This is a genomic window from Kitasatospora sp. Ki12, assembly GCF_054601375.1.
Map to the genome: position 1 here is coordinate 278,743 of NZ_BAAIHT010000003.1, position 21,711 is coordinate 300,453.

Annotated in this window: 20 protein-coding genes; 6 read left to right on the forward strand and 14 right to left on the reverse strand. The window is 73.9% G+C overall.

Going from position 1 to position 21,711, the window contains the following annotated elements:
- Positions 1–131 precede the first annotated feature (131 nt).
- The 4 genes from ACYP53_RS32005 to ACYP53_RS32020 form a co-directional block, all read right to left on the reverse strand.
- Positions 132–458: a hypothetical protein gene (locus ACYP53_RS32005; protein WP_459650018.1), complete on the reverse strand. Its 327-nt coding sequence runs from the start codon at positions 456–458 to the stop codon at positions 132–134.
- A gap of 117 nt (positions 459–575) precedes the next feature.
- The gene (locus ACYP53_RS32010; protein WP_459650019.1) at positions 576–731 is read right to left on the reverse strand and encodes a hypothetical protein; all 156 of its coding nucleotides are present in this window, start codon (positions 729–731) and stop codon (positions 576–578) included.
- Positions 732–1,057: 326 nt separating this feature from the next.
- Positions 1,058–1,456: an SsgA family sporulation/cell division regulator gene (locus ACYP53_RS32015; RefSeq protein WP_459650020.1), complete on the reverse strand. Its 399-nt coding sequence runs from the start codon at positions 1,454–1,456 to the stop codon at positions 1,058–1,060.
- Positions 1,457–1,512: 56 nt separating this feature from the next.
- Complete coding sequence (locus ACYP53_RS32020) at positions 1,513–2,418, reverse strand: AMP-binding protein (protein ID WP_189921802.1); 906 nt, start codon at positions 2,416–2,418, stop codon at positions 1,513–1,515.
- A gap of 370 nt (positions 2,419–2,788) precedes the next feature.
- Between ACYP53_RS32020 and ACYP53_RS32025 the strand changes: the two genes are divergently transcribed.
- Positions 2,789–4,021 (forward strand): PucR family transcriptional regulator, encoded by a 1,233-nt coding sequence (locus tag ACYP53_RS32025; RefSeq protein WP_229928986.1) that lies wholly within the window; start codon positions 2,789–2,791, stop codon positions 4,019–4,021.
- Positions 4,022–4,414: 393 nt separating this feature from the next.
- Here the strand turns inward: ACYP53_RS32025 and ACYP53_RS32030 are convergent, their stop codons facing one another.
- The 3 genes from ACYP53_RS32030 to ACYP53_RS32040 form a co-directional block, all read right to left on the reverse strand.
- A complete protein-coding gene (locus ACYP53_RS32030; RefSeq protein ID WP_189921804.1) occupies positions 4,415–5,092 on the reverse strand; it encodes a response regulator transcription factor in 678 nt (225 codons plus the stop codon).
- Entirely contained in the window at positions 5,089–6,465 is a 1,377-nt protein-coding gene (locus ACYP53_RS32035; RefSeq protein ID WP_459650021.1) for a sensor histidine kinase, read from the reverse strand. Before ACYP53_RS32035 ends, ACYP53_RS32030 begins: the two co-directional genes overlap by 4 nt.
- A 295-nt stretch (positions 6,466–6,760) precedes the next feature.
- The gene (locus tag ACYP53_RS32040) at positions 6,761–8,962 is read right to left on the reverse strand and encodes an MMPL family transporter (RefSeq protein WP_189921808.1); all 2,202 of its coding nucleotides are present in this window, start codon (positions 8,960–8,962) and stop codon (positions 6,761–6,763) included.
- A gap of 381 nt (positions 8,963–9,343) precedes the next feature.
- On the opposite strand from ACYP53_RS32040, the gene ACYP53_RS32045 reads away from it, so the two are divergent.
- The 3 genes from ACYP53_RS32045 to ACYP53_RS32055 all read left to right on the forward strand — a co-directional run bounded on the left by ACYP53_RS32045 (position 9,344) and on the right by ACYP53_RS32055 (position 12,613).
- The gene (locus ACYP53_RS32045; RefSeq protein WP_459650022.1) at positions 9,344–10,468 is read left to right on the forward strand and encodes a DegT/DnrJ/EryC1/StrS family aminotransferase; all 1,125 of its coding nucleotides are present in this window, start codon (positions 9,344–9,346) and stop codon (positions 10,466–10,468) included.
- 96 nt (positions 10,469–10,564) lie between these two features.
- Positions 10,565–11,509, forward strand: a complete 945-nt coding sequence (locus tag ACYP53_RS32050; RefSeq protein WP_189921812.1) for an NAD-dependent epimerase/dehydratase family protein — start codon at positions 10,565–10,567, stop codon at positions 11,507–11,509.
- Between the two features lie 12 nt (positions 11,510–11,521).
- Positions 11,522–12,613 carry a glycosyltransferase family protein gene (locus tag ACYP53_RS32055; protein ID WP_459650023.1) on the forward strand — a complete coding sequence of 364 codons (1,092 nt, stop codon included), beginning with the start codon at positions 11,522–11,524 and terminating at the stop codon, positions 12,611–12,613.
- 68 nt (positions 12,614–12,681) lie between these two features.
- On the opposite strand, the gene ACYP53_RS32060 is transcribed toward ACYP53_RS32055, so the two are convergent.
- From ACYP53_RS32060 to ACYP53_RS32085, 6 genes are all read right to left on the reverse strand, one after another.
- Positions 12,682–13,263 (reverse strand): hypothetical protein, encoded by a 582-nt coding sequence (locus ACYP53_RS32060; RefSeq protein ID WP_189921817.1) that lies wholly within the window; start codon positions 13,261–13,263, stop codon positions 12,682–12,684.
- A gap of 112 nt (positions 13,264–13,375) precedes the next feature.
- Entirely contained in the window at positions 13,376–14,101 is a 726-nt protein-coding gene (locus tag ACYP53_RS32065) for a polysaccharide deacetylase family protein (protein WP_459650024.1), read from the reverse strand.
- A 7-nt stretch (positions 14,102–14,108) separates the two neighbouring features.
- The gene (locus ACYP53_RS32070) at positions 14,109–14,909 is read right to left on the reverse strand and encodes an SDR family NAD(P)-dependent oxidoreductase (RefSeq protein ID WP_459650025.1); all 801 of its coding nucleotides are present in this window, start codon (positions 14,907–14,909) and stop codon (positions 14,109–14,111) included.
- 79 nt (positions 14,910–14,988) lie between these two features.
- On the reverse strand, positions 14,989–15,876 hold the full coding sequence (locus tag ACYP53_RS32075) for a DMT family transporter (protein ID WP_189921823.1): 888 nt from the start codon (positions 15,874–15,876) through the stop codon (positions 14,989–14,991).
- Between the two features lie 448 nt (positions 15,877–16,324).
- Entirely contained in the window at positions 16,325–17,260 is a 936-nt protein-coding gene (bla, locus tag ACYP53_RS32080) for a class A beta-lactamase (protein ID WP_189921825.1), read from the reverse strand.
- A 114-nt stretch (positions 17,261–17,374) separates the two neighbouring features.
- Positions 17,375–18,178, reverse strand: coding sequence for an SAM-dependent methyltransferase (locus ACYP53_RS32085; protein ID WP_189921827.1), 804 nt, complete (start codon positions 18,176–18,178; stop codon positions 17,375–17,377).
- Positions 18,179–18,405: 227 nt separating this feature from the next.
- Between ACYP53_RS32085 and ACYP53_RS32090 the strand changes: the two genes are divergently transcribed.
- Together ACYP53_RS32090 and ACYP53_RS32095 are read left to right on the forward strand one after the other, a co-directional pair.
- Entirely contained in the window at positions 18,406–19,038 is a 633-nt protein-coding gene (locus ACYP53_RS32090; RefSeq protein ID WP_189921829.1) for an RNA polymerase sigma factor, read from the forward strand.
- 68 nt (positions 19,039–19,106) lie between these two features.
- On the forward strand, positions 19,107–19,763 hold the full coding sequence (locus ACYP53_RS32095) for a hypothetical protein (protein WP_459650026.1): 657 nt from the start codon (positions 19,107–19,109) through the stop codon (positions 19,761–19,763).
- 115 nt (positions 19,764–19,878) lie between these two features.
- Here ACYP53_RS32095 and ACYP53_RS32100 read toward each other — a convergent pair whose 3' ends face one another.
- Positions 19,879–21,645, reverse strand: coding sequence for a condensation domain-containing protein (locus tag ACYP53_RS32100; RefSeq protein WP_459650027.1), 1,767 nt, complete (start codon positions 21,643–21,645; stop codon positions 19,879–19,881).
- Positions 21,646–21,711: the final 66 nt, after the last annotated feature.

Below are 21,711 nucleotides of genomic sequence, written 5' to 3' on the forward strand. Positions count from 1 at the left end.
CCTCGGGTGTCCGACAGGACGGTCAGGACGTGCCGGGGGTCCAGGTGATCTTCGTGGCGCCGTCGTGTCCGGGGGCGCCGCTCACACCCGGTACCCCGGCTTGCCTACTGCACATTGCAGTTGAAGGCGCCCTACCGATCGGTGAAGACGAGCTGCTCGTGCACACTGGCCCAGTGCCGCGTGCTGATCTGCGGATTGGCGTTGGTCGCGTCGGCGGTTAGGGGGCTCGCCGCGTACGCCGCTACAGGAGTGCCGGAATCATTCACCACCGTTAGCCCTGCCGGGATGAACGTCCCCCCGCTGACAACGAGCTGGGGCTGACCGTCCACGTAGCGCAGGCTCAGCGACCCGAGGTCCTCGGGCTTGACCTCGGATGCCGGGACAAGCGTCGGCTCGGTCGTTACGGGCTTGCCCTGGATCGGGGCCGGTCCCTTGGCGTTAGGCGTGGTGTCGGACATGGCGTCTCCTCACTGGCCGGCACCCTGCCTGCCTGGCCAGAGCGTTGCAGGACACAGCGTCACGAAGCGGTAACTTTCGGCAGAATGGCCGGGAATCAATACGGTGGCGTAAAGACATCACCCCGGTCCTGAGAAGTAGCGGTACAGCCGTTGACGCAAAGGGATGATCTTGGGTTCAGCCGCACGGTCGGTGGCGGTCAGCTGGGCGCGCTGGGCGACCAGACGCTCGCGCAGGTCGATCTCCTCGGCGGTGAGCAGACCTTCGGACCGCACGATCCGCGCGGGCTTGGGCCGCAGGGGCAGGTCGTCGGCCGCCGGATCGGACTCGGGTGCACGTGGTCCATGTCCATGACCAGATCAACGAGTCAGCCCCCAGCCGAGCCACCACCTGGCCACGGCCTCGGTCACTCAGCAGGGCTCAAGAGAACTCGCGGGATGTCGCACACCTGTAACTGGCACCCGTCTCAACACGCTGACTTGACAGGGAAGACCAGTGTTTGGTCGAAGTCGATGCCCACGGCGTGCGAAGCGGGGGAAGCGGGGTCGAGCGGGACGATGCTCACGCGAGTGGGTTTCCTTCTCGTGCTTCGGTCGGGGGGTCACGGGGCCGGACGGCCCAGGAGCTGACCGACGACAGTGTCCAGGTCGAGGTGTTCGTGCTCGGTCCCGGGTAGGACGAGGTCGTCGGTCTGTCGCAGGAAGTACTCGATGTCGGACGCCCGGGCGCGCATCAGGGCCGTCGAGTGCTCGCCGGTGAGGGTGATCAGGACGTGGCCGGGCCGCTCGCGGCTGTCGGTACGGATGGTTACATCGCCGTGGCCGGCGGGCTCGCGAAGGCCGGTGCGCAGGAGGTCGCGGGCGAAGAACCAGGTGATCGGTTCACTGTGGCCGGTGTAGATGTCCAGATGGACGGCGTACGGCTCGCCGACGTCGTACCACAGGAAGCCCGGGACGAGGACGGTGAGATCGCTGCCGACCACCTCCAGCGGGACCGGCACGATGCACGACACGCTCACGGACCGCTGGGCCGGCACACGGGTGGGGTCCTGGTGGGTCACGGCCGTCGCCCGAGCGCCGTGACGGTGTACCGGTGCCCGGCGTCCCCCACACGCGCTTTCGCGTGGGCGACGAGACTGTGCCGGGAAGCAGGTTGCGTCCTGCCGTCGGCGGCGAGTACGCCGTGGGAGGTGCCCCGCAGGCCCCGGTCACCGCCGAGGAGCGGGGCCTGCCGGTGCTCCCCGATGGCGGGCTCCCGCTCTACGGACCTTGGGGCGGCTGTCGGGTGCGCCGCGCCCGGCAGCAGGGTCAGGCACGCCCCGGCGAGGACCGTCGCGTTGAGCCCACAGCTCTGCCCGGCGGGGTGGCTCATCGGCAGGGCGCTGACGAGGGTGACGCCCGGTGCCAGGTCGAGCAGCTCGATCGCCGCGGTGAAGGCGTCCGCACGCATCGCGCCGTGGGTCAGCTTGGTGGGCATCGAGGAGCCGCTCGCGCCCGCAGGATGGTGCACGACGGCGATGTCCTCGTCTGCCTTTTGGGCGATGTTGAAGTGCTGGGGCCAGAAAGCGAGTTGGTCCAGGATGTCCGGCCCGGTGGGAACCCACACGGGGCTGGCGTCTGGCGTCGGCCGGTCCGTGGGGTCGTGCGAGGCGAAGACCAGCCGTACTCCGGACTCGCGAAGGCGACGGCGGACCGTGCGGAAGCCGAGTACCGGGTCGACCGTGACGACCACCGCGCCGATCCGCAGGACACCGTAGTAGAGCACCGGGAAGGCCGCGACGGCGGGCAGCACGAGTCCCACCCGTTCGCCGGGCCGCACGCCGTGGGCGAGCAGCCCGCCGGCGACCCGCGCGCTGAGTTCGTCCAGGTCGGCGTAGGTCAGCACGTCCGCGTCGGCGCGGATCGCCGGACGCTGCGGGTACTGCCCGGCTGCGTCCTTGAGGTTGGTCGCGAGGTTGCTCAATTGGTTCTCCTGGCACACAGACATCGACGCGAGACTGGGGTCGCGCACCTGCGCACGCGGGCCCCCGTACCTGAGGAGGACCGCTTGTCTCGATGGGGACGATCCTCACGCGTCGCAACCGTCAGAGCCCATGTGGACACCGACAGTGTTCCCCCGTCGGTCGCTGTCGCCCGCGACAACCAGGCCGCACGACCAGCGGCATGACCCTCAGTCAACCGGGAGCCGAGACCTTCCCTGAAGCGTGACGCCCCGGCGAAGACGTCGCACAGCGGCCGGATCGTGCGCCAGACTCACTCCCCACGGACCGCCCAAGGGGAGGCCCGCCCCGCGTAAAGAGGCCAGTACCGGATCAGCGAAAACAGGAGTAGGCGTGCACCAGGCAGTCCCAGGGCCGAGCGTGGCCGACATCTCGGATGCCTTCCTCGCCAGGCTCGACACGCACGTGTCGGCCATGGCCGAACGGCTCCTGGCCGAGATCGAGCACTACCGGACCGTGCCGCCGGAAGACCTGCGCAGGTCGCTACGGCACAACACCGCCTTCACCCTCGCCTACCTCACCGGCTCCCACGAAGCGATCGACCTCTCCGGGCCGACGGCGACCGGCCGACTCCGGGCCACCCAGGAAGTGCCGCTGCCCGAGGTGCTGCGCGCCTACCGACTCGGCTTCATCTACACCTGGGAACAACTGCTCGCCGAGGCCCTGCGGTCCGGCCCGCAGGCCCAGGCCGCGCTCCTGCACGCCGCCACCGGCTACTGGGAGGTGTCGGACGCGTACTCCCAGGCCCTGACCGCCTCCTACCGGGACGCCCTCGCCGAGCGCCTGGTCGAGACAGACCGGCGCCGCTCGGCCCTGGTAGCAGCACTCGTCGACGGGCCCCCACCGGGCGACGAAACCGTCTGGGAGATCGCCCACATGCTCGACTTCCCCTATCGCGGAACCTTCCTCGTCGTGACAGCCGAGACCCAGGCGACCGGCACCCCACCCCTGCCCGGACTGGACGCCAAGTGCCGGGCCCTCGACACCGGAACAGCATGGCGCGCACAACCCGGCCACGAGATGGGCGTGCTCTCCTGCCCCAACCGGGACGCCGTCCCGCACATCCTCGAAGCCGTCCGGGCCACCACAAACGGGCGGGTGGGAGTCAGCCCCGCCTACGACCGACTCGACCAGACACCCCGCGCACTGCGCTACGCCCAGGTCGCGCTCGAATCCCTGCCCGCGGGCACCGCGGCGGTGCGCCGGCTCGACGACACACCGCTGACCGAGATGGTGATGACCAACCTGGAGACGACCCGACGCGCCGTCAACCGCATCCTCGGCGGAGTACTGTCCCTGCCCGAGAGCGACCGCACCACCCTCCTCACCACCGCCCGCGCCTGGCTCGACGCCCACGGATCGGCGGCCGAAGCGAGCCGCACGCTCTACTGCCACCAGAACACCGTGCGCTACCGCATGCACCGCCTGGAGGAGTACCTGCGCGGCCCGCTCGACGACCCCAAAGTCATCGCCGAACTCGCCATCGCCGTCGACGCCGTCGGCACCTTTCCGACGCTCCTGGACCGCAACCGCGTGTCAGAGCCGGTCTCCAGCGCCACATCGTGATCCCTGGGGTCCGTGCGATCTTCAGCTCTGTCGCGAATCGAATACAGGGCAGAGCCGTTGCCCGGACACACCCATGCCCGGGCCGCGAGGACCGTCTGCCACGACGCCCTGAACACCCGCAGGCACTGCCGCCAGTTGCAGCCCGTGCTCGCCGCTCTGCGGCCGGACCGGTGTCTCCCTGACCGCTGCGATCGTCACGCTGCGTATGCTCATCCGCCGTGCGTCCCCCTGCTACCGCTCGGACGGCCGCCCACCGCCAAGCGCCTGACGTGCCGCCTACTGCCGGGCGCTCTAGGGAAATCTGACGAACACTCGGCCGAAAGACGCCGCGCGGGGTGGAAGCAGTGGTGGAAGCGGAGATGGAAACGGGGTGCGAGCGGCCGGCCCGCCCGGTCAGGACGGGCGGCCGGGCGGGACCAGGCCGGACTGGTAGGCGATCGCGACGAGTTGGGCGCGGTCCCGGGCGTCGAGCTTGGACATCGCCCGGTGCACATGGGTGCGGACGGTGAAGGGGCTGACGAACATCCGCTCGGCGATCTCCTCGTTGGTGAGTCCGGTCGCGGCCATCGACATCACCTCGCGCTCGCGGGCCGTGAGGACGGCCAACCGCTCGCTCACCGGGCCGGTGACGCCCCGGTCCGGCTGGGACAGGAACTGGTCGATCACCGCCCGGGTGGCGGCGGGCGAGAGCAGGGCCTCGCCGGCCGCCACCGTCCGGACGGCCGCGAGCAGCTCCTTGGGGTCGGCGCCCTTGCCGAGGAAGCCGCCGGCGCCCGCCCGCAGCGCCTGGGCCACGTACTCGTCGATCTCGAAGGTGGTGAGGATCAGCACCCGGGTGCCGGACAGCTCCTCGTCGCCGCAGATCTCGGCGGTGGCGCCGAGGCCGTCCGCACCCGGCATCCGGATGTCCATCAGGACGATGTCGGGCTTGGTGGCCCGGGCGAGTGCCACGGCCTCGCGCCCGTCGGCGGCCTCGCCGACCACCTCCATGTCCTCCTCCGCGTCGATCAGCATGCGGAAGGCGCCGCGCAGCAGGGCCTGGTCGTCGGCGAGCAGCACCCGGATGGTCATGCGTGATCCCTCTCCTCGGAGCGGACGGCCCGGACCGCGCGGGGGAAGCAGTGCGGTGCGGCGGTGCCGCGAACGGCGTGGTCCCGTCCCTCGGCCCTCGTTTCGGCGGCCCCGGCCCCACCGACGGCCCCTGCCCCGCCGGCCGCGCCGGCCTGGGCCGGGCCCTCGTCGCGGGCGCCGGTGCGCAGGGGCAGCTCGGCGGTCACCAGGAAGCCGCCGTCGGTCCGCCGGTCGGCACTGAGCCGGCCGCCGACCGCACCGGCCCGTTCCCGCATGCCGATCAGCCCGAAGCCGCTCTCCCCCGGGGCGGGCTCGGGCAGCAGCGCGGCGCGGGGGCGAGCGGTCGCGGCCGGACGGCCGTTGGCGACGCTGACGGCCACCCGGCTCTCGGTGTAGGCGAGGGTGACCTCGGCGTCGGCGCCGTGGGCGTGCTTGGCGACGTTCGTCAGCGACTCCTGGACGATCCGGAAGGCGGTGAGGTCGACCCCGGGCGACAGCGGACGGGGCTCGCCCCGGACGGTGAGCCGGACCGGCAGCCCGGCCCGCTCGAAGGAACCGATCAGCTCGGGCAGCCGGTCCAGGCCCGGGGTGGGTTCGAGCGGGGCGGGCTCCTCCGCGCGGCGCAGCAGGCCGACGGTGGCGCGCAGCTCCTGCAGGGCCGAGCCGGTGGCGTCGGTGATGTGACTGAGCACCTCGCGGGCCTGGACGGGGTGGTTGTCCATGAGGTGGACGGCGATGCCGGCTTGGGCGTTGGCGAGGGCGATGTGGTGGGCGACCACGTCGTGCAGGTCGCGGGCGATCCGGATCCGCTCGTCGGCGACCCGGCGGCGCGCCTCCTCCTCGCGGGTGCGTTCGGCGCGCTCGGCGCGCTCCTCGATGGCCGCGAGGTGGGCGCGGCGGTTGCGGATCGAGTCGCCGAGTGCGCCCGGCAGCAGGGCCCAGGCGAGGACGCCGAGCCGTTCGCCGAGCGGGCCGCCGGGGCCGAACAGCAGGGCGATGCCGGTGAGCAGGACGGCGGTGGTGATCGAGGCGCGCAGCGCGGTGGCGCGGTCGGTGCGGACGGCGAGGAAGTAGAGGGCGAGCAGCAGCGGGGTGGCCAGGGTGGCGGTGAGCCGGGGGCTGGTCCAGGCGAGCAGCATCGTGCAGGCCAGCGTGACGGCGACCACCGCGCGCGGGTGGCGGCGGTGCGCGAGGACGGTGACGGCGGAGACCATCGCGATCACGCCGGTGGCCGGGTCGACCGGGGTGAAGTGGCCACCGGTCTGGTCGATGGTGGCACCGAGGGCGGTGATCGTGAGCACCGTCGCCCCGCCGGCGACGTCGAGCAGCCGGGGGTGGTCGCGGCGCAGGCGCTGGCGCCAGGTGTCGGTCATGGTCGTGCTCTCCGGGTCGGGGCCCTGGCCGCACCCTCGCCGGGCTTCGCCAGTGGGTGCCGCGCCGCGTCCCGGTGGGGGCGGCGGGCCGGGTCGGGAGCCTCCGCGCGGGCGGTGGCCCCCGACAGCAACGGTAACGGTAGGGGCTCGAACCGGTGTCCGAACCTGCCGGTGCCGGACCGGCCCGGGCCTGTCCCGCCCGGGCCGGTCCGGTGTGCCTGCACGAGCCGGTCCGGTGTGTCCGTACGACCACTCCGTACGACTGCTCCGTACGACCAGTTCGTACGACGGCGGCCTAGACGGTGACCGACTCCCGGGCCGGGGCCGGTTCGGCGGCGGGCGTCTGCAGCTTGCTGCCCTCGACGTCCACGTCCGGTATCAGCCGGTCGAGCCGGCGCGGCAGCCACCAGGCGTGGCGGCCGAGCAGGGCGAGGACCGCCGGGACGATGGTCATCCGGACGACGAAGGCGTCGAAGGCGACGGCCGCCGCGAGGCCCAGGCCCATCATCTTGATCATCGGCTCGCCCATCCCGATGAAGCCCGCGAAGACGGCGATCATGATGAAGGCGGCGGCGGTGACCACCCGGGCGTTGTGCCGGAAGCCGGTGACGATCGCCTCCTCGGGCTGCTCGCCGTGGACGAAGGCCTCCCGGATCCGGGTGACCAGGAACACCTCGTAGTCCATGGCGAGCCCGAAGACCACGCCGATCATGAAGATCGGCATCATGCTCATCACCGGGCCGGTCTGCTCCACGCCGATCAGGTCGGCCAGCCAGCCCCACTGGAAGACCGCGACCACGGCGCCGAGCGCGGCGGCCACCGAGAGCAGGAAACCGAGCGCCGCCTTCAGCGGGACGAGCACGGAGCGGAAGACCACCAGCAGCAGCAGGACGGCGAGGCCGACCACCACCGCCAGGTAGGGCAGCAGCGCGTCCGTGAGCTTCTGCGACACGTCGATGTTCATCGCCGTGGTGCCGCTGACCAGGACCGTCGCCCCGGTGGCCGACTTCAGACCGGCCGCGTCGCCCCGGATGGTGTGCACGATGTCCTTGGTCTCGGACTCGCTCGGGCCGGTCGCCGGTACCGCGTTGAGCAGGGCCGTGTCGCCCGCCTTGTTGAACATCGGCGGCGTCACGGTGACCACGCCCGACATGCCGGCGACCTTCTTGGCGACCGCGTCCGCCGCCGCCTTCGGGTCGGCGACGCCCTTGGCGTCCACCAGGACCGTCAGCGGGCCGTTGAAGCCGGGGCCGAAGCCCTCGGAGAGCAGGTCGTAGGCGCGGCGCTGGGTGGTGGAGGTGGGCTTGGCCTCGTCGCCCGGCAGGCCGAGCCGCAGGTCGAGCGCGGGCGCCGCGAGCACGCCGAGGCCGATCACACCGCCGAGCAGCACCGCGAGCGGGCGGCGCAGCACGAACCGGGCCCAGCGGGCGCCGCCGTTCTCCTTCGCCGCCGCCCGGTCCGCGTCGCCGCGGGCCTTGCGGACCTTGCGCGGCAGCACCTTGCGGCCGAGGAAGCCCAGCAGCGCGGGGACCAGGGTGAGCGCGACCAGCACGGCTATGACGACCGTGCCGGCGGCAGCCAGGCCCATCTTGGCCAGCATCGGGATGCCGACCACGGAGAGCCCGGCTAGGGCGATCACCACGGTGAGGCCGGCGAACACCACGGCGGAACCGGCGGTGCCCACGGCCCGGCCGGCCGCCTCCTGCGGTGTCCGCCCCTCGCTGAGCTCGGCCCGGTAGCGGGAGACGATGAACACCGCGTAGTCGATGCCGACGGCGAGGCCGAGCATCATGGCGAGCGTGCCGGTGGTGCCGGACAGGCCCAGCGTGCTGCCCAGCGCGGTGATCAGCGCCATGCCCAGGCCGACGCCGACGACCGCCGTGAGCAGCGGCAGGCCGGCCGCGACCAGCGAGCCGAAGGTGATGACCAGGACGACGGCGGACAGCGCCATGCCGATCGCCTCGCTGCTGCCGCCGGCCTCGGGCTTGGCCATCAGCGCGTTGCCGCCGACCTCGACCTTGAGCCCGGCGTCCCGGCCGTGCCGGGCGGCCTGCTCCAGGGCGTCGGTGGCGCCCTTGGACAGCTCGCCCGCCTTGGCGGAGTAGCTCACCGTCGCGTAGGCGGTGGTGCCGTCCTTGGAGACGGCGCCCGCCTTGAACGGGTTGACCGCGCCGGTGACCTGGTCGGCGTGGGCCAGCTCCTCGACCGTCCGCTCGACCGCCTGCTGGTTGGGCGCGGCGGTGATCTTCTGCCCGGAGGGCGCGACGAACACCAGCCGGGCCGCGGCGCCGTCGGCGTGACCGCCGGGGAAGCGCTCGTTCATCAGGTCGAAGGCCTTCTGCGCCTCCGTGCCGGGCATCGAGAAGCCGTCGTCGGGTGCGGCGGGCGCCTTGGCCGCCAGGACTCCGACGGCCGCCAGCACGGCGACCCAGAGCAAGGTCACCAGCCGGCGCCGGACGAAGGCCCATCGGCCCAGACGATAGAGGAACGTGGCCACGGGAGAGCGGACTCCTTCGGATGCGGTTCTCGGTACGGAGCGCGCCGCGGGCGGGCCGTACGCCCCCGAGGGCGCGGTCCGCCGCAGCGTGACCAATCCTTGATCGCCGCCCCCTGCTCCGTCGTCATCTCTGTGCAGGCCGTTTGCGTACTGCGGACGCAGTACGCCCATCCCCTGTACGGAGGAGCGCACGCCCCGCATCGGAAGTAGCCCTCCTACCTGCGGCGGAAGCAGCCGGGTCACCCGTGCGGACGGCGACGACGGGCCGTGACCCCGCCGGGCGAAGTAGCGTGATGTGCCTGACCCGACCGCTTTTCGTACGGTTCGGGAGGATCCGACCTGATCGGTGCTGCACGCGCAGCCCGCCGCCGGAGGTGCCCCATGGGCGTTCCAGCCGCCCGCATCGTGTTCGACGAGAGCGACCGCGCGGCCGTCGCCGAGGCGGTGACCGAGATGCTCACCACCGGCGCCCTCACCCTCGGCCCGTGGACCGAGCGCTTCGAGCAGGCCTTCGCGGCCGAGCACGGCGCCTCGCACGCCGTCGCGGTGAGCAGCGGCACGGCCGCGCTGGAGATGATCCTGCGCACCGTCGACGTCCGCGGCCGCGACGTCGTCGTGCCCGCCGTCACCTTCTACGCGACCGCCGGCGCCGTGGTCCACGCGGGCGGGCGCCCGGTGTTCGCCGACGTCGACCCGGCCACCCTCGCGCTCTCCCCCGAGACCCTGGAGGCGGCCCTCACCCCGGACACCGCCGCCGTCGTCCTGGTGCACATCGGCGGACTGGTCACCCCGCGCGTCGACGACCTGCGGGCGCTCTGCGACGAGCGGGGCATCCCCCTGGTCGAGGACGCCGCGCACGCCCACGGCAGCAGCCTCAACGGACGCGCCGCCGGCACCTTCGGACTCGCCGGGGCCTTCTCCTTCTACCCGACCAAGGTCACCACCAGCGGCGAGGGCGGCATGGTCCTGACCGAGTCACCGGAGCTGCGCGACGAGGCCCGGATCTACCGCGACCAGGGCAAGGGCTCCTTCACCACCAACCACCACGTTCTGCTCGGCTACTCCTGGCGGATGAGCGAGCTGCACGCCGCCGTCGGCGCGGTGCACCTGCGCCGGCTCAAGGAGTTCATCGAGACCCGCCGGGCCGTCGCCCGCCGCTACGACGCGGCGCTCACCGGACTGGACGGCCTGGAGCCGGTGCTCGAACCGCCCGGCTGCCGCGGCAACTACTACAAGTACGTGGCGCTGCTGCCGCCCGGGACCGACCGCGCCGCCTTCAAGCGGGCCGTCGCCGAGGAGCACGGCGTCCGGCTCTCCGGCGAGGTCTACGACCTGCCGCTGCACCTGCAGCCCGTGCTCGCCGAGTACCGCCGCGGACCGCTGCCGGTGGCCGAGGACGTCTGCGCCCGGCAGGTCTGCCTGCCGGTGCACTCCGACATGACGGAGGACGAGACGGAACAGGTCGTCGAGGCGGTCACGGCGGTGTACCGGCGGCTGGCCGGCTGACCCGCCGCCCGGCCCGAACCGAGCGAAAACGACCCGACCTGACCGAAAACGATCCGACCGAAACGACCGACCGACCGGAGCGAAGGGAGCAAGAACGTGCGGATAGCCGTCACCGGGGGCTGCGGGTTCATCGGCTCACACGTCGTGGACCACCTGATCGCGGCCGGCCACGACGTCCTCGCGGTGGACACCACCGACAAGTACCTCAACCCCGACGCCGAACACGCGCGGATCGACATCCTCGACCTGAAGGCCCTCACCTCCGCCCTCGCGGGCAGCGAGGTCGTCTACCACCTCGCCGCGATGGCCGACGTCGAACAGGTCTCCGCCGACCCCGTCAGCGCCGTGCGGACCAACATCGACGGCACCGAGGCCGTGCTGGAGGCCGCCCGGCGCAGCGGCCTCAGCCGGACCGTCCTGGCCAGCACCGTCTGGGTCTACGGCGCCGCCCTCGCCGGTGAACAACTCGGCGGCGAAGAACAGGAACTGGACGAGCACGTGCCGATCGAGCTGGAGCACAGCGGCCACCTCTACGTGGCCACCAAGCTCGCCGCCGAGATGCTGGTGCACAGCTACCGCGAGCTGTACGGGCAGCACTTCACCATCCTGCGCTACGGCATCCCGTACGGGCCCCGGATGCGCGACGAACTCGTCGTCGCCCGGTTCGTCCAGGCCGCGCTGGCCGGACGGCCCATCACCATCGCCGGCGACGGGCGGCAGAGCCGCAACTTCGTCTACGTCGAGGACCTCGCCGACGCCCACGTCCGGGCCCTCTCCCCCGCCGCCGAGGACCAGACCTTCGCCCTGGAGGGCTCCACCGCCGTCTCGGTGCGCGACATCGCCGACACCGTCGACGAGCTGCTCGGGCCCGTCGACATCGAGCACATCGACGGCCGCAAGGCCGACTACCCGGGGCGGCGGATCTCCTCCGCCCAGGCCAAACGGCTGCTCGGCTGGTCGCCGAAGACCCACTTCGCGGACGGCGTGCGGCGGTACGCCGACTGGTACCGGGACGCCACCGCCGCGTCCACCGCCGGCTGACCGGGCCGCGCCGTGCCGCACGCCCTGCTGATCTCCGGCTCCCTCGGCCAGGGCCACGACGTGATGGCCCAGGCCTGCGCGGACACCCTGCGGGAACGCGGCTGGACCACCGACACCGTCGACGCGATGGCCCTGCTCGGCGAACGCTCCGGCGCCGCCGGGGAAGCGGTGTTCCGCCGGCTGCTCGGCCTGCCCGGGGTGTACGACGCCTTCCACTTCTCGGCCCTGCGGCCCGGCGCGCGGATCGCCCTGCTCGCCGACGCGGCCGCCCGCACCCGGCTGGTCCCGGCCCTGCGCCGACTGGTCGAGGCACAGCGGCCGCAGCTGGTCGTCTCGGTGTTCGCCACCGCGACCTCGGCCGTCAACCGGCTCCAGGAGTGGGGGCAGGGGCGGGAGTTCCGGCACTTCGTGTTCTGCACGGACGTGACACCGCACCGGCTCTGGGTGCAGGACGGAACCGACCTGTTCCTGGTCACCTCGGAGGTCGCCGCCTGCGCCGTCCGGCGCTACCGGCCGGACGCCGACATCGCCGTCCTGCCCGCGCCGCTGCGGCAGCCCTTCTACCGGCCACCGCAGCGGGGCGAGGCGCGCGCGCAACTCGGTGTGCCCGCGGACAGCCCCTGCGTGCTGCTGATGTCGGGCTCCTGGGGGCTCGGCCCGCTCGCCCGCACCGCCGCCTCACTCGCCGCCGCCGGACCGCACGTGCTCGCCGTCGCCGGGCGCAACCCCGAACTCGAGCGCCGCCTACGGGCCGCCGCACGCCGCCGACCCGGGCTGCACCCCTTCGGCCACACCGACCGGATCCCCTCCCTGATGGCCGCCGCCGACCTCGTCGTCACCAGCTCCGGCGACACCTGCAGCGAGGCCCGCGCCCTCGGCCGGCGGCTGCTGCTCCTCGACGTCGTCCAGGGTCACGGACGCGACAACCTCCAGCACGAGCTCGAACTCGGCCACGCCGACGTCACCTCCGCCCGCCCGGCCGACGTCGTCCGCAACGCCCTCGCGGCACTGAAGCGCCCCTCCCCCGCCCCCTCACCCGGCGCCACACCGGAGAAGTGGCGGGCCGGATTCGAGGAGGCGCTGCGACGGGTGGGACTGGGGTAGCCGCGTCGGTGCCGTGGACGAGGTGCCGGCCGAGCACGACCGGGCGGCGTATGTCCCGTGAACGCCGGTCAGTTGAGGCCGATGGTGCCCGAGCAGGTCAGGGTGCCGCTGACCGTGCCGGTCGCGCCCTGCTCCTCCCTGACCGGCAGTCCGGTGAGCTTGGCCCCGTCGGCGGTGCGGCTCGCCTCCTGGCCGACCGGCGCCTTGCCCTTCCAGACGAACGGGCGCGAGCCCTTCGCCGTCAGCACCAACTGCGCCTGGCCGTCCTTGAAGACGAGCTGCGCGACCGCGACGTTCACGCTCTTGGGCGTCGCGCTGAGCGACAGGACGCCGTTCGGCGAGGGGTCGCCGACGCAGGCGACCGCGCCGAACTCGTAGCTGCCGCCGTCGGGTCCGCTCAGGGTCAGGGTGTTCCTGCCTCCCGCCCCGGCACCCGCCGACGGAGCGCCGGAGGTGGCGGCCGGCGGCTGCGCGGGCGTCGCCGTGGCGGACCCGGAACCGCCCGGCGGCGCGGCCGCCACCGGCGCCGCGCTGGACGACACGACCGGCGCGGGCGAGCCCGAACTGCCGCAGCCGGCCACCACGAGCACGGCCAGCGCCGCGGCGGTGACGCCCCAAAGGTGTTTCGACGTACGGAAGTCGGCGTTCACGGTGGCCCCCCAGCTCGTCGTCGGCCCGCTCGGGCCGGCGGTGTGCACTGCCCCGGACGACGCGTCCGCCGCGTCGGGCGGTTCCCGCCACGGCCCGGAGCGGACGGAACACCTAGCGCGGCGGCACCGCGTGGTCGCGGAGGGGGCCGAGGGTGAGGTGGTGGGTGCGGCAGTGCGCGGCGATCAGGGGGAGGGCGGCGAGGGTGGCGCGCCAGGAGCCGGGGGCGGAGGTGCAGTCGGAGTCGTGGAGGAGCAGCGTCGCGCCGGCGGTGAGGCCGGGGCGGGCGGTCGCGTAGACGGAGGCGCCGGTGGCCTCGGCCGTCCAGTCGCGGCCCCAGGCGGTCCACAGCACGCTGCGCAGGCCGAGGCGGCGGGCGGCCAGGGCCGGGCCGGCGGTCAGCACCCCGTACGGCGGGCGGTACCAGAGCGGGCGGGCGCCGCAGAGCCCGGTGACCGCCTCGGTGGCGCGGCACAGTTCGCGCAGGTCGCGGGCGGGCGCCGGGTACCACTGCTGACGGTGGTGCCAGCCGTGGACGGCGACCTCGTGGCCGCGGCGCACCAGCTCGCGGCCCAGACCCGGAGCCCGCTCCAGCATCGCGCCGAGCAGGAAGAAGGTGGCGCGGGCGCCGAGTTCGTCCAGCGCGTCGAGCACGTACGGGGTGCTGCCCGGGTCGGGGCCGTCGTCGAAGGTCAGCGCGACGTGGCCCGGCGCGGTGCCGCGGCCCGCCGTGCGGCGGGCCAGGGTGCGGCGCAGCGGCGGGAGGCGGACGGCGGCCGGGGCGAGGTGCAGGAACTCCACCGCGGCCGCGGCGCCCAGGGCCCTGGTGGCGGTGCCCATCCGGCGCTCACCCGAAGCGCGAGGCCATCCGGCGGAACACGCCCGGCGCGACGCCGTGGACGCGGGCCGGGAAGCCGAGCCAGTGCGGCACGTAGAGCCGGTCGCGTTCGGTGGTGATGGTCGCGACCACGGTGTCGGCGACCCGCTCCGCCGTCACCGGGCGCGGCCGGTCACGCTGGTACGGCGTGCCGCGGCGGTCGAAGAACGGGGTGTCCACCGCCCCCGGCAGCACCAGCCGCACCCCCACCCCCGTGCCGCGCAGCTCGTACCAGAGGCTCTCCGCGAACATGGTCAGCCCTCCCTTGGTGGCCGAGTAGCCCGACTCGTCGCGCACCCCGACCTGGCCGGCCATCGAACCCAGCAGCACGATCCGGCCGTGGCGGCGCTCCAGCATGCCGGGCAGCAGGAGGCGGACCAGGCGCAGCGGGGCGGCGAAGTTGACCTCGATCATCCGGTCCAGGGTGTCGGACGGGGTGTCCGTGAACGGGCCGCGCCAGCCCAGGCCGGCGCTCGCCACCAGGGCGTCCACCCGGCCGGCCTCGGCCAGGGCGGCGTCGGCGAGGCGGCGCGGGCCGTCCGGTTTGCTCAGGTCCTCGGGCAGGGCCAGGCCGCCGGTGCGGTCGGCCAGTTCGTCGAGCCGGGCCCGGTCCGTGCCGGAGAGCAGGGTCTGCCAGCCGGACTCGGCCAGGCGGAGGGCGGTGGCGAGGCCGATACCCGAGGAGGCGCCGGTGATCAGCGCGACGGGGCGGCCGTTCGGGGCCGACCGCCGGGACCGGGGGTGGGGTTCCGACCGGGGTTCCTCCGCCATCGTGCACCTGCCGCTCTGAGGCCGTGTCGCCGGTCCTTTTTGTCCGGCAAGTCACCTTCGCATGGCGCAGCCGTCCGGGCTACCGGGGCGGGACGGCCGGCTGCGTCTCGACATCCGGGTGCGGGGCCGACAGTTCGGCCGACTCGCCCTCCAGTTCACCGAAGCGGGAGAGCAGGAAGGTGCCGCCCACCGCCACCGCGAAGCCCGTCAGCGCGCACCACTCGAACCCGGGGCGCGCGGCATCGCCGAGCGCCACCACCCCGACCAGGGCCGGGCCGAAGGTCTCGGCCACCGTCCCGGCCGCCGTCGCGGCCGTCACCGTGCCGCGCTGCAGGGCCAACGCGTACGCGAGGTACCCGCCGAGGCCGCCGACCGCCAGGGCGTAGGCGGCGGGATCCGCCAGCACCGCCACCGGACCGGACGCGTCCAGGACCCGCACCGCGAGACTCGTCACCCCGAACCCCACCCCGGCCAGCAGGCCCAGCCCGGCGGCCGCCGCGGTGCCCTCCCGGCGGACCAGGACAAGGGTGACCAGCAGCATCACGACGGTGGTCGCGAGCAGCGACCAGTGGAACGCGGCCGGGGCGTGGTTCCGGCCCTCCTTGCCGGAGCCGAGCGCCAGCACGGTCAGCCCCACGACCACGGCGAGGATCCCCGCGACGTCCGCCCGGTGCAGACGCGCGCCCAGCAGCCGGACGGCGGCCAGGGCGGTGACGGCGAGACTGGAATTGGTGACGGCCTGCACCAGGAAGAGGGGAAGGGTGCGCAGGGCGACGATGCTCAGCACGAAGCCCGCGATGTCCAGCAGCGTCCCGGCCAGGAACTGCCAGGACCGCGCCAGCGCGGCCAGCAGCCCCGCCCGCACCCGGTCCGCCCGCGGAGCCGACCGCGCGCCGCGCGCCTGGAAGACCGCCCCGAAGCCGAAGCAGACGGTCGCGACCAGTGCGGTGGTGAGTCCCAGCAGCATGCGTCTCCCAGCCTCCCGGGGCAGCATCCGGTCCACCACCAGTTTGGGCCAGGCGTGGCGGGTGCGCACGGATGGGGCGGGAGGGGCCGTGGGGGCGCATGCCGGGCGGGGGCACGTGGGTGGGAGGAGCGCGGGCCCCGGCGCAGGGACAAGGGGCGCGCCGGGGGAAACGCGCGCAGGCGGGTGCGCACGGATGGGCGGGAGGGGCCGTGGGGGCGCCCACCGGGCCGGAGGAGCGCGGGCCCCGGCGCAGGGGTGAGGGGCGTGCCGGGGAGAAACGCACGCAGGCGGGTGGGGGCACGGGTGGGGCGCGCGGCGCTGCCGGGGGCGGGCGGGTGCGGCTGGGCGCCTGCCGGGGGCGGCCGGCGGGTGTGCGGGGATCTGCGCGCCCCCGCGGCCCCTCGCCCCGGGCAGGCGCGGGGTGAGGGGCGGGGTTCGGGGACGGGCCCTATACGAGGGCCTGGGCCAGGAGGGTGGCGGTGCGGGCGATGACGGGTTCGTCCCTCGGGGCGGCCTCGTCGGGCTTGGTGGTCAGGACGGCGAGGACGACGGGCGCGCCGGCCGGGGTCCAGGCGATGCCGACGTCGTTCGCGGTGCCGTACCGGCCGGAGCCCGTCTTGTCGGCAAGGGTCCAGTCAGCCGGGAGTCCCTTGCGGAAGCGCTCCTTGCTGGTCGTGTTGCCTCGCAGCCAGCCGGTGATCTGCTCGCGCTTGGCGGGCGGGAGGGCGTGGCCGAGCACGAGTCGGCGGTAGGTGCGGGCGATGGCCTGGGGCGTTGTGGTGTCGGTGGTCCGCTCCGGTTCGGCCGTGTTGAGTTCGGGCTCCCAGCGGTCCAGACGGGTGACGCCGTCGCCGATCGAGCGGCAGAAGCCGGTGACGGCCGTCGGTCCGCCCAGCTCGCGGAGCAGCAGGTTGCCGGCCGTGTTGTCGCTGTGGTCGATGGCCGCCTGACAGAGTTCGGCGACGGTCATGCCGTTCGCGAGGTTCCGGTCCTCGCGCGTGACCAGCGAGCTCTCGCGGCCACCGGACCGCGTGATGTCGGCCTCGGTGTAGTGGATCCGCCGGGCGAGGAACTCGCCGTCGTGGTCGAGATCGCGCAGGACGGCGGCGACGGCGACGGTCTTGAAGACCGAGCACATCGGGAACGGTTCGTCCGCGCGGTAGCGGACCGTGCGGCCGGTCGACAGGTTCCGGGCGAACACGCCGAGGCGTACTCCGTGCTCCTGTTCCAGGGCGGCGAGCAGGCGACGGGTGTCGGGGCCGGTCGCCGCGTGTGCCGATCCGCCGGTGAGGGCGGTGACGCCGGTGGCGGCGACGGCCGCTCCGAGGCCGAGGCCCAGGACGGCGCGGCGGCTGTGGCGGGCTGCCGAAGGTTGCGTGTGCATGATCCCCCTCTGGACGAATGTCGCGGCATGAGCCGCTTCCTGTGTCACAGGACGCAACCGGCGTACCGATGGTTCGTCAACCATGCGAATCGGAGGGGAGACGGGCAAGCCGGGTCAGGGCCGGATGGCCACCGCCGCGTAGGCCGAGGCCTCCGGGGCGGAGACGACCGGCTGGTCGGCCGACGGGCGCCACTCGGTGGTGGGGACGACGCCCGGGGCGAGGAAGGTCCAGCCGTCGAAGAAGCGGGCGAAGGCGGACCGGTCGCGGGCCTGGACGGCGGTGCCGGCGGATTCGTAGATACGGACCAGGTTGGCGACGTCCTCGGGCGCGAAGTCGGGGGTGACGTGGCTCATCACCAGGGCGCTGCCGGGGGCGAGGACGGACTTGAGGTGCTCGACGAGCTCGTACGCGCCGCGGGCGTCGGGCACGAAGTGCAGCAGGGCGTTGAGGGAGAGCGCGACGGGCCGGTCGAAGTCGATGGTGTCGCGCAGCCCGGGGGCGGCGAGCAGCCGGGCGACGTCGGTGACGTCGGCCTCGACGTAGGCGGTGCGGCCCTCCGGGGTGCCGGTGAGCAGGGCCTGGGCGTGCGAGAGCACGATCGGGTCGTTGTCGGCGTAGACGACGCGGGCGGCCGGCCGGACGCTCTGGGCGATCTCGTGGAGGTTGGGCGAGGTGGGGATGCCGGTGCCGATGTCGAGGAACTGGTCGAGGCCGGCCTCGGCGAGGGCGCGGGTGGAGCGGTGCATGAAGGAGCGGTTGGCGCGGGCGCCGGTGCGCAGCCAGGGGGCGACGGCGAGGGCGTGGCCGGCGGCTTCGCGGTCGGCGGCGAAGTTGGTGAAGCCGCCGAGGAAGTAGTCGTACATCCGCGCCGAGTGCGGCACGTTGAGCCGCAGGTCCACCCCGTCGTACTGCCCCATCGCGTTCCCCCTCGGTACATCGCTCGCAACCGGTCGAATTGTTGCCCACGGTATCCGGGAGTCAATCGCGCGGGGACCGATTCAACCAGCCGTTAGATCGTATGAGATGACAATCTGTATTCGCTTTGCAGCCTGGAGTGACAGGCCTGGTGGAATGAGGATGGGCACGGACAGCCCGACCCTCGGGTGGCCCGGTGAGCAGCCGACGGCCACGGAAAGCAGGCTCGATGACGATCGACAGGGGTGCCTCCGCGCGCGGGTACCGGGGCGGGACGGCAGTGGACTGCGGCGGCGGGACGGGACCGGACCGGGCGGTCGGCGCGGACCTCGGCCTGCGGCTGGACCTCACCTACGCCGCCTTCTGCGAGACGCATGAACCCGCTTGGCACGCCCTCGCGTTGACCAGGATAGGCAGCCAGGCCGACGCCGCCCTGGTGGTCGAGGCGGTGAAGGCCGACCTGGCCCGCTGCTGGCCGCAGGTGCTGCGCTTCGAGGAACCGGCCGCGTACGCCTGGCGGCTGGCCACCCGGCACGTCTCCGACTGGGTCGACGCCGAGGAGCCGGTGGAGGTCGAGGCGGTCACCTTCGCGGCGGTGATCGGCGCCTTCAAGCAGGTGGCGAACGGCCTGCTGCACAGCGAGGCGGACGAGGTGCGGCTGTACGCGGCGATCCTCGAACTGCCGGACCGGCAGCGGGACGTGGTGATCCTGCGGTACCTGCTGGGCCTGCACGTCAAGGTGATCGCCGCGTACCTGGGACGGCCGGTGGCGACGGTGCACTCCAATCTGCGGCACGCCCGCGAACGGCTGGCGCGCCGGCTCGGGGTCGGCGAACTCCCGGACCGGGGCGGTGAACTGTGACGGACGGACGGGTGGCCGGCCCGCCACCCGGGGCGTGGACGGCGAGCGGGGGGCGCGCGGTCGTCCACGTGCCCCGGCCCGAACGCGCCCACGCCGACCGGATCGCGGCGGTGCGCCAGGCCCGGCTGACGGCGGCGCCCACCCATCTGCCGTCGGAGTACGAGCAGGCCTCCTTCGAACTGGGCCTGGTGGTGGCCCTGGTCCTGGGGGCGCCGGACGCCTCCCGAGGGCTCGACCTGCTGGTGAACGCGCGCCGGATCCAGCCGGAGGGGGCGGAGGTGTTCGGCGCGCTGCTGTACGCCACCGGGAAGGAGGAGGGGGCCGAGTTCTGGTGGCGCTTCGCGGCCGGTTCGGGCAGCGGGACGGCCGCGTACTGTCTGCACCTGCACCACCTGATGCTCGGCGAGACCGATGACGCGGACTACTGGCGGGCCTGGTCGGACCAGCTGTCCACGGCCGAACGGCAGCCCGGGCCACGGACGTTGACGATGAGCAGACCGCTGCTCCCGGAGGACGTCCGGCGCGACATCCTCTCCCGCGTGCACCGGGGCCTGGCCCCGCAGCTGCCGCCCGCACTGGTCGCAGTGATCGACCGGCTGCCGTTGCAGGGCGACGAGGCCGAGGAGGTCCCGAGCCCGTGGGGGCTCACCTCGGGGGCGACCTCCGCGTGCTCCTGGGACCTCGCGTGGGGGCTCACCGACGACGGGGAGGACTCGTCGGGGTGAGCGGCCCGCGGCCGCCCACGGTCATCCCTTCAGGTGAGCCGGGTGCGCCGGGCGGGACGACGGCGCGCAGCTGGACCGCGGCGCCGGGCGGGCCGCGGCGCAGGTGGCCGCCACCTCAGGTCCGCCCGGTGAGCGCGGACAGCCGGGCCGTGATCTCCGGGTCACGCCCGTCCCCGGCCTCCACCTCCTCGCCGTCCGGGGCCGTGCGCCGGACGACGTAGCGGTGCGGGGCCATCGCGGTGTCCCGGCCGGGCAGCGCGGCGACGACGGCGCGGTGGGCGGCGGCCGGGTCCAGCCCGGGGTCGGCGGTGGTGACCTCGGCGACCAACTCCCCGCCGGTGCAGGTGAGTCGGTGCTCCCCCAGGGCGGTGTGCAGCAGGTCGCGGACCGCCGCCAGGTCGATCCAGGAGCCGTCGATCAGCCGCCACTCGCCCTCGCGGCCGTCGCCCGGCGCACCGAGCACCGCGGGCAGGTCGGCGAGCAGCACCGGCCCTTCGGCGGCGGCCGCGAGCAGGGCGAGCAGGGCCCGGGTGAAGTTCTCGGCCTCCTCGGGGTCGAGCACCTGGGGGCAGGCGACCAGGACGAAGTCCAGGCTGCCGGTGATCCGCAGGATGGCGAACATCAGCCGCACCGGCAGCGGCGGGCCGGGCAGCGGGGTCAGTTCGGGGTCGGCGGTCGCGGCCGGCTGGGCGTCGGCGACGGCGGCCGGGACGGTGAGGCTCAGGTCGTTGACGACCACCTGCCGGGCGAACCGGGAGCCGCGCTGGTGCGCGACGTCCTCGACCAGCCGCCAGACCTTCTCGGCATCCAGAATGCTGTGCCAATAGGCTTTCAGCGAAGCCGACTTGGCTCGGCCGATCAGCTGGTCGAGGTCGGCCGCGTCGGTGTCCAGCAGGATCAGCGCGTCCTGCGCGAGGGTGCCGACGTGGTCGACGAGGTCGGCCTGGTGGCGGTTGGCGGAGAGCGCGGACATCACCAGTTGGCCCCGGCGCCCGGCCCGGTGGGCGACCAGCGCGGCATAGGCGGCGAGCAGGACGACGGACGGGCTGGCGCCGACCCGGCGGCAGACCGCGGCGAGGTGGTCGGCGCCCGCGCGGGAGCGCACCATCAGCGCGCTGTGGTCGCGCGGTGGGCCGGTGATCCGCGAGTCCGCGAAGACGGTCTGCGGGCCCGCGCCCAGGACCCGGGCCCAGTGCCGCAGGCCGGCCGCCGCCTTGCGGCGGCCGTGGTCGCTCTGCTCGGCGGCCGCGAGCCGCAGCGGGGTCGGGGCGGTGACCGGGGGCAGTTCCCGGCCGGCGGCGAGGGCGTGCCAGTCCTGGATCAGCACGGCGGTGGCGGCGCCGTCGGCGCCCGCGTGGCAGACCACGGCGATCAGCCGCAGCAGCCGTTCGCCCCGGGCGAGCAGGGTGAAGCGGACCCGCGGCGCCGCCGTCAGGTCCAGCGCGACGGCGACGTCGGCACGGCCCGACTCCAGGGCCATCGTGTCCAGTTGACCGTCGTCGCGGTCGCCGGCCTCGATCACCGTCACCGTGAAGCGCCCGCTCGGGTGCACCACTTGACGCTCGGGGAAGCCGTCCGGGCCGGGGCCGGCCGGGAAGGAGGTCCGCAGCGACTCGTGCCGCTCGACCAGCAGCCGTAGGGCGACCAGCGCGGCCGGGACGGAGGTGCCGGCCGGGACCGGCCAGACGGAGTCCTTGTTGATCTGCTCCGGGGGGCTGGTCCGGATGCAGCGGATCATGTTGTCCTGGCCGCGGGTGAGCGGGCCGGTGCCGCTGCTCGCCGCGGCGAACCGGACGCCGACGCGTCGGTCGGCCGGTCGCGCGTCGTGCGGGGTCTGCGCGCGAGGAGCCGCCTCGCGGGGGATCAGGTCGTGCGGAGTCACGTCGTACGCGCCTTTCGGCTCGCCGGGAAAGGCTCAGCGGGGGTGTGACCGGGACGCTACCAGCGG

Excerpts from the sequence above, each read along its gene's own strand:
- ACYP53_RS32005 (WP_459650018.1), bottom strand. The coding sequence starts at position 458 with ATGTCCGACACCACGCCTAACGCCAAGGGACCGGCCCCGATCCAGGGC.
- ACYP53_RS32075 (WP_189921823.1), bottom strand. The coding sequence starts at position 15,876 with ATGCTGCTGGGACTCACCACCGCACTGGTCGCGACCGTCTGCTTCGGC.
- ACYP53_RS32030 (WP_189921804.1), bottom strand. The coding sequence starts at position 5,092 with ATGACCATCCGGGTGCTGCTCGCCGACGACCAGGCCCTGCTGCGCGGC.
- ACYP53_RS32065 (WP_459650024.1), bottom strand. The coding sequence starts at position 14,101 with ATGGGCACCGCCACCAGGGCCCTGGGCGCCGCGGCCGCGGTGGAGTTC.
- ACYP53_RS32070 (WP_459650025.1), bottom strand. The coding sequence starts at position 14,909 with ATGGCGGAGGAACCCCGGTCGGAACCCCACCCCCGGTCCCGGCGGTCG.
- bla (WP_189921825.1), bottom strand. The coding sequence starts at position 17,260 with ATGCACACGCAACCTTCGGCAGCCCGCCACAGCCGCCGCGCCGTCCTG.
- ACYP53_RS32035 (WP_459650021.1), bottom strand. The coding sequence starts at position 6,465 with ATGACCGACACCTGGCGCCAGCGCCTGCGCCGCGACCACCCCCGGCTG.
- ACYP53_RS32045 (WP_459650022.1), top strand. The coding sequence starts at position 9,344 with ATGGGCGTTCCAGCCGCCCGCATCGTGTTCGACGAGAGCGACCGCGCG.
- ACYP53_RS32085 (WP_189921827.1), bottom strand. The coding sequence starts at position 18,178 with ATGGGGCAGTACGACGGGGTGGACCTGCGGCTCAACGTGCCGCACTCG.
- ACYP53_RS32090 (WP_189921829.1), top strand. The coding sequence starts at position 18,406 with ATGACGATCGACAGGGGTGCCTCCGCGCGCGGGTACCGGGGCGGGACG.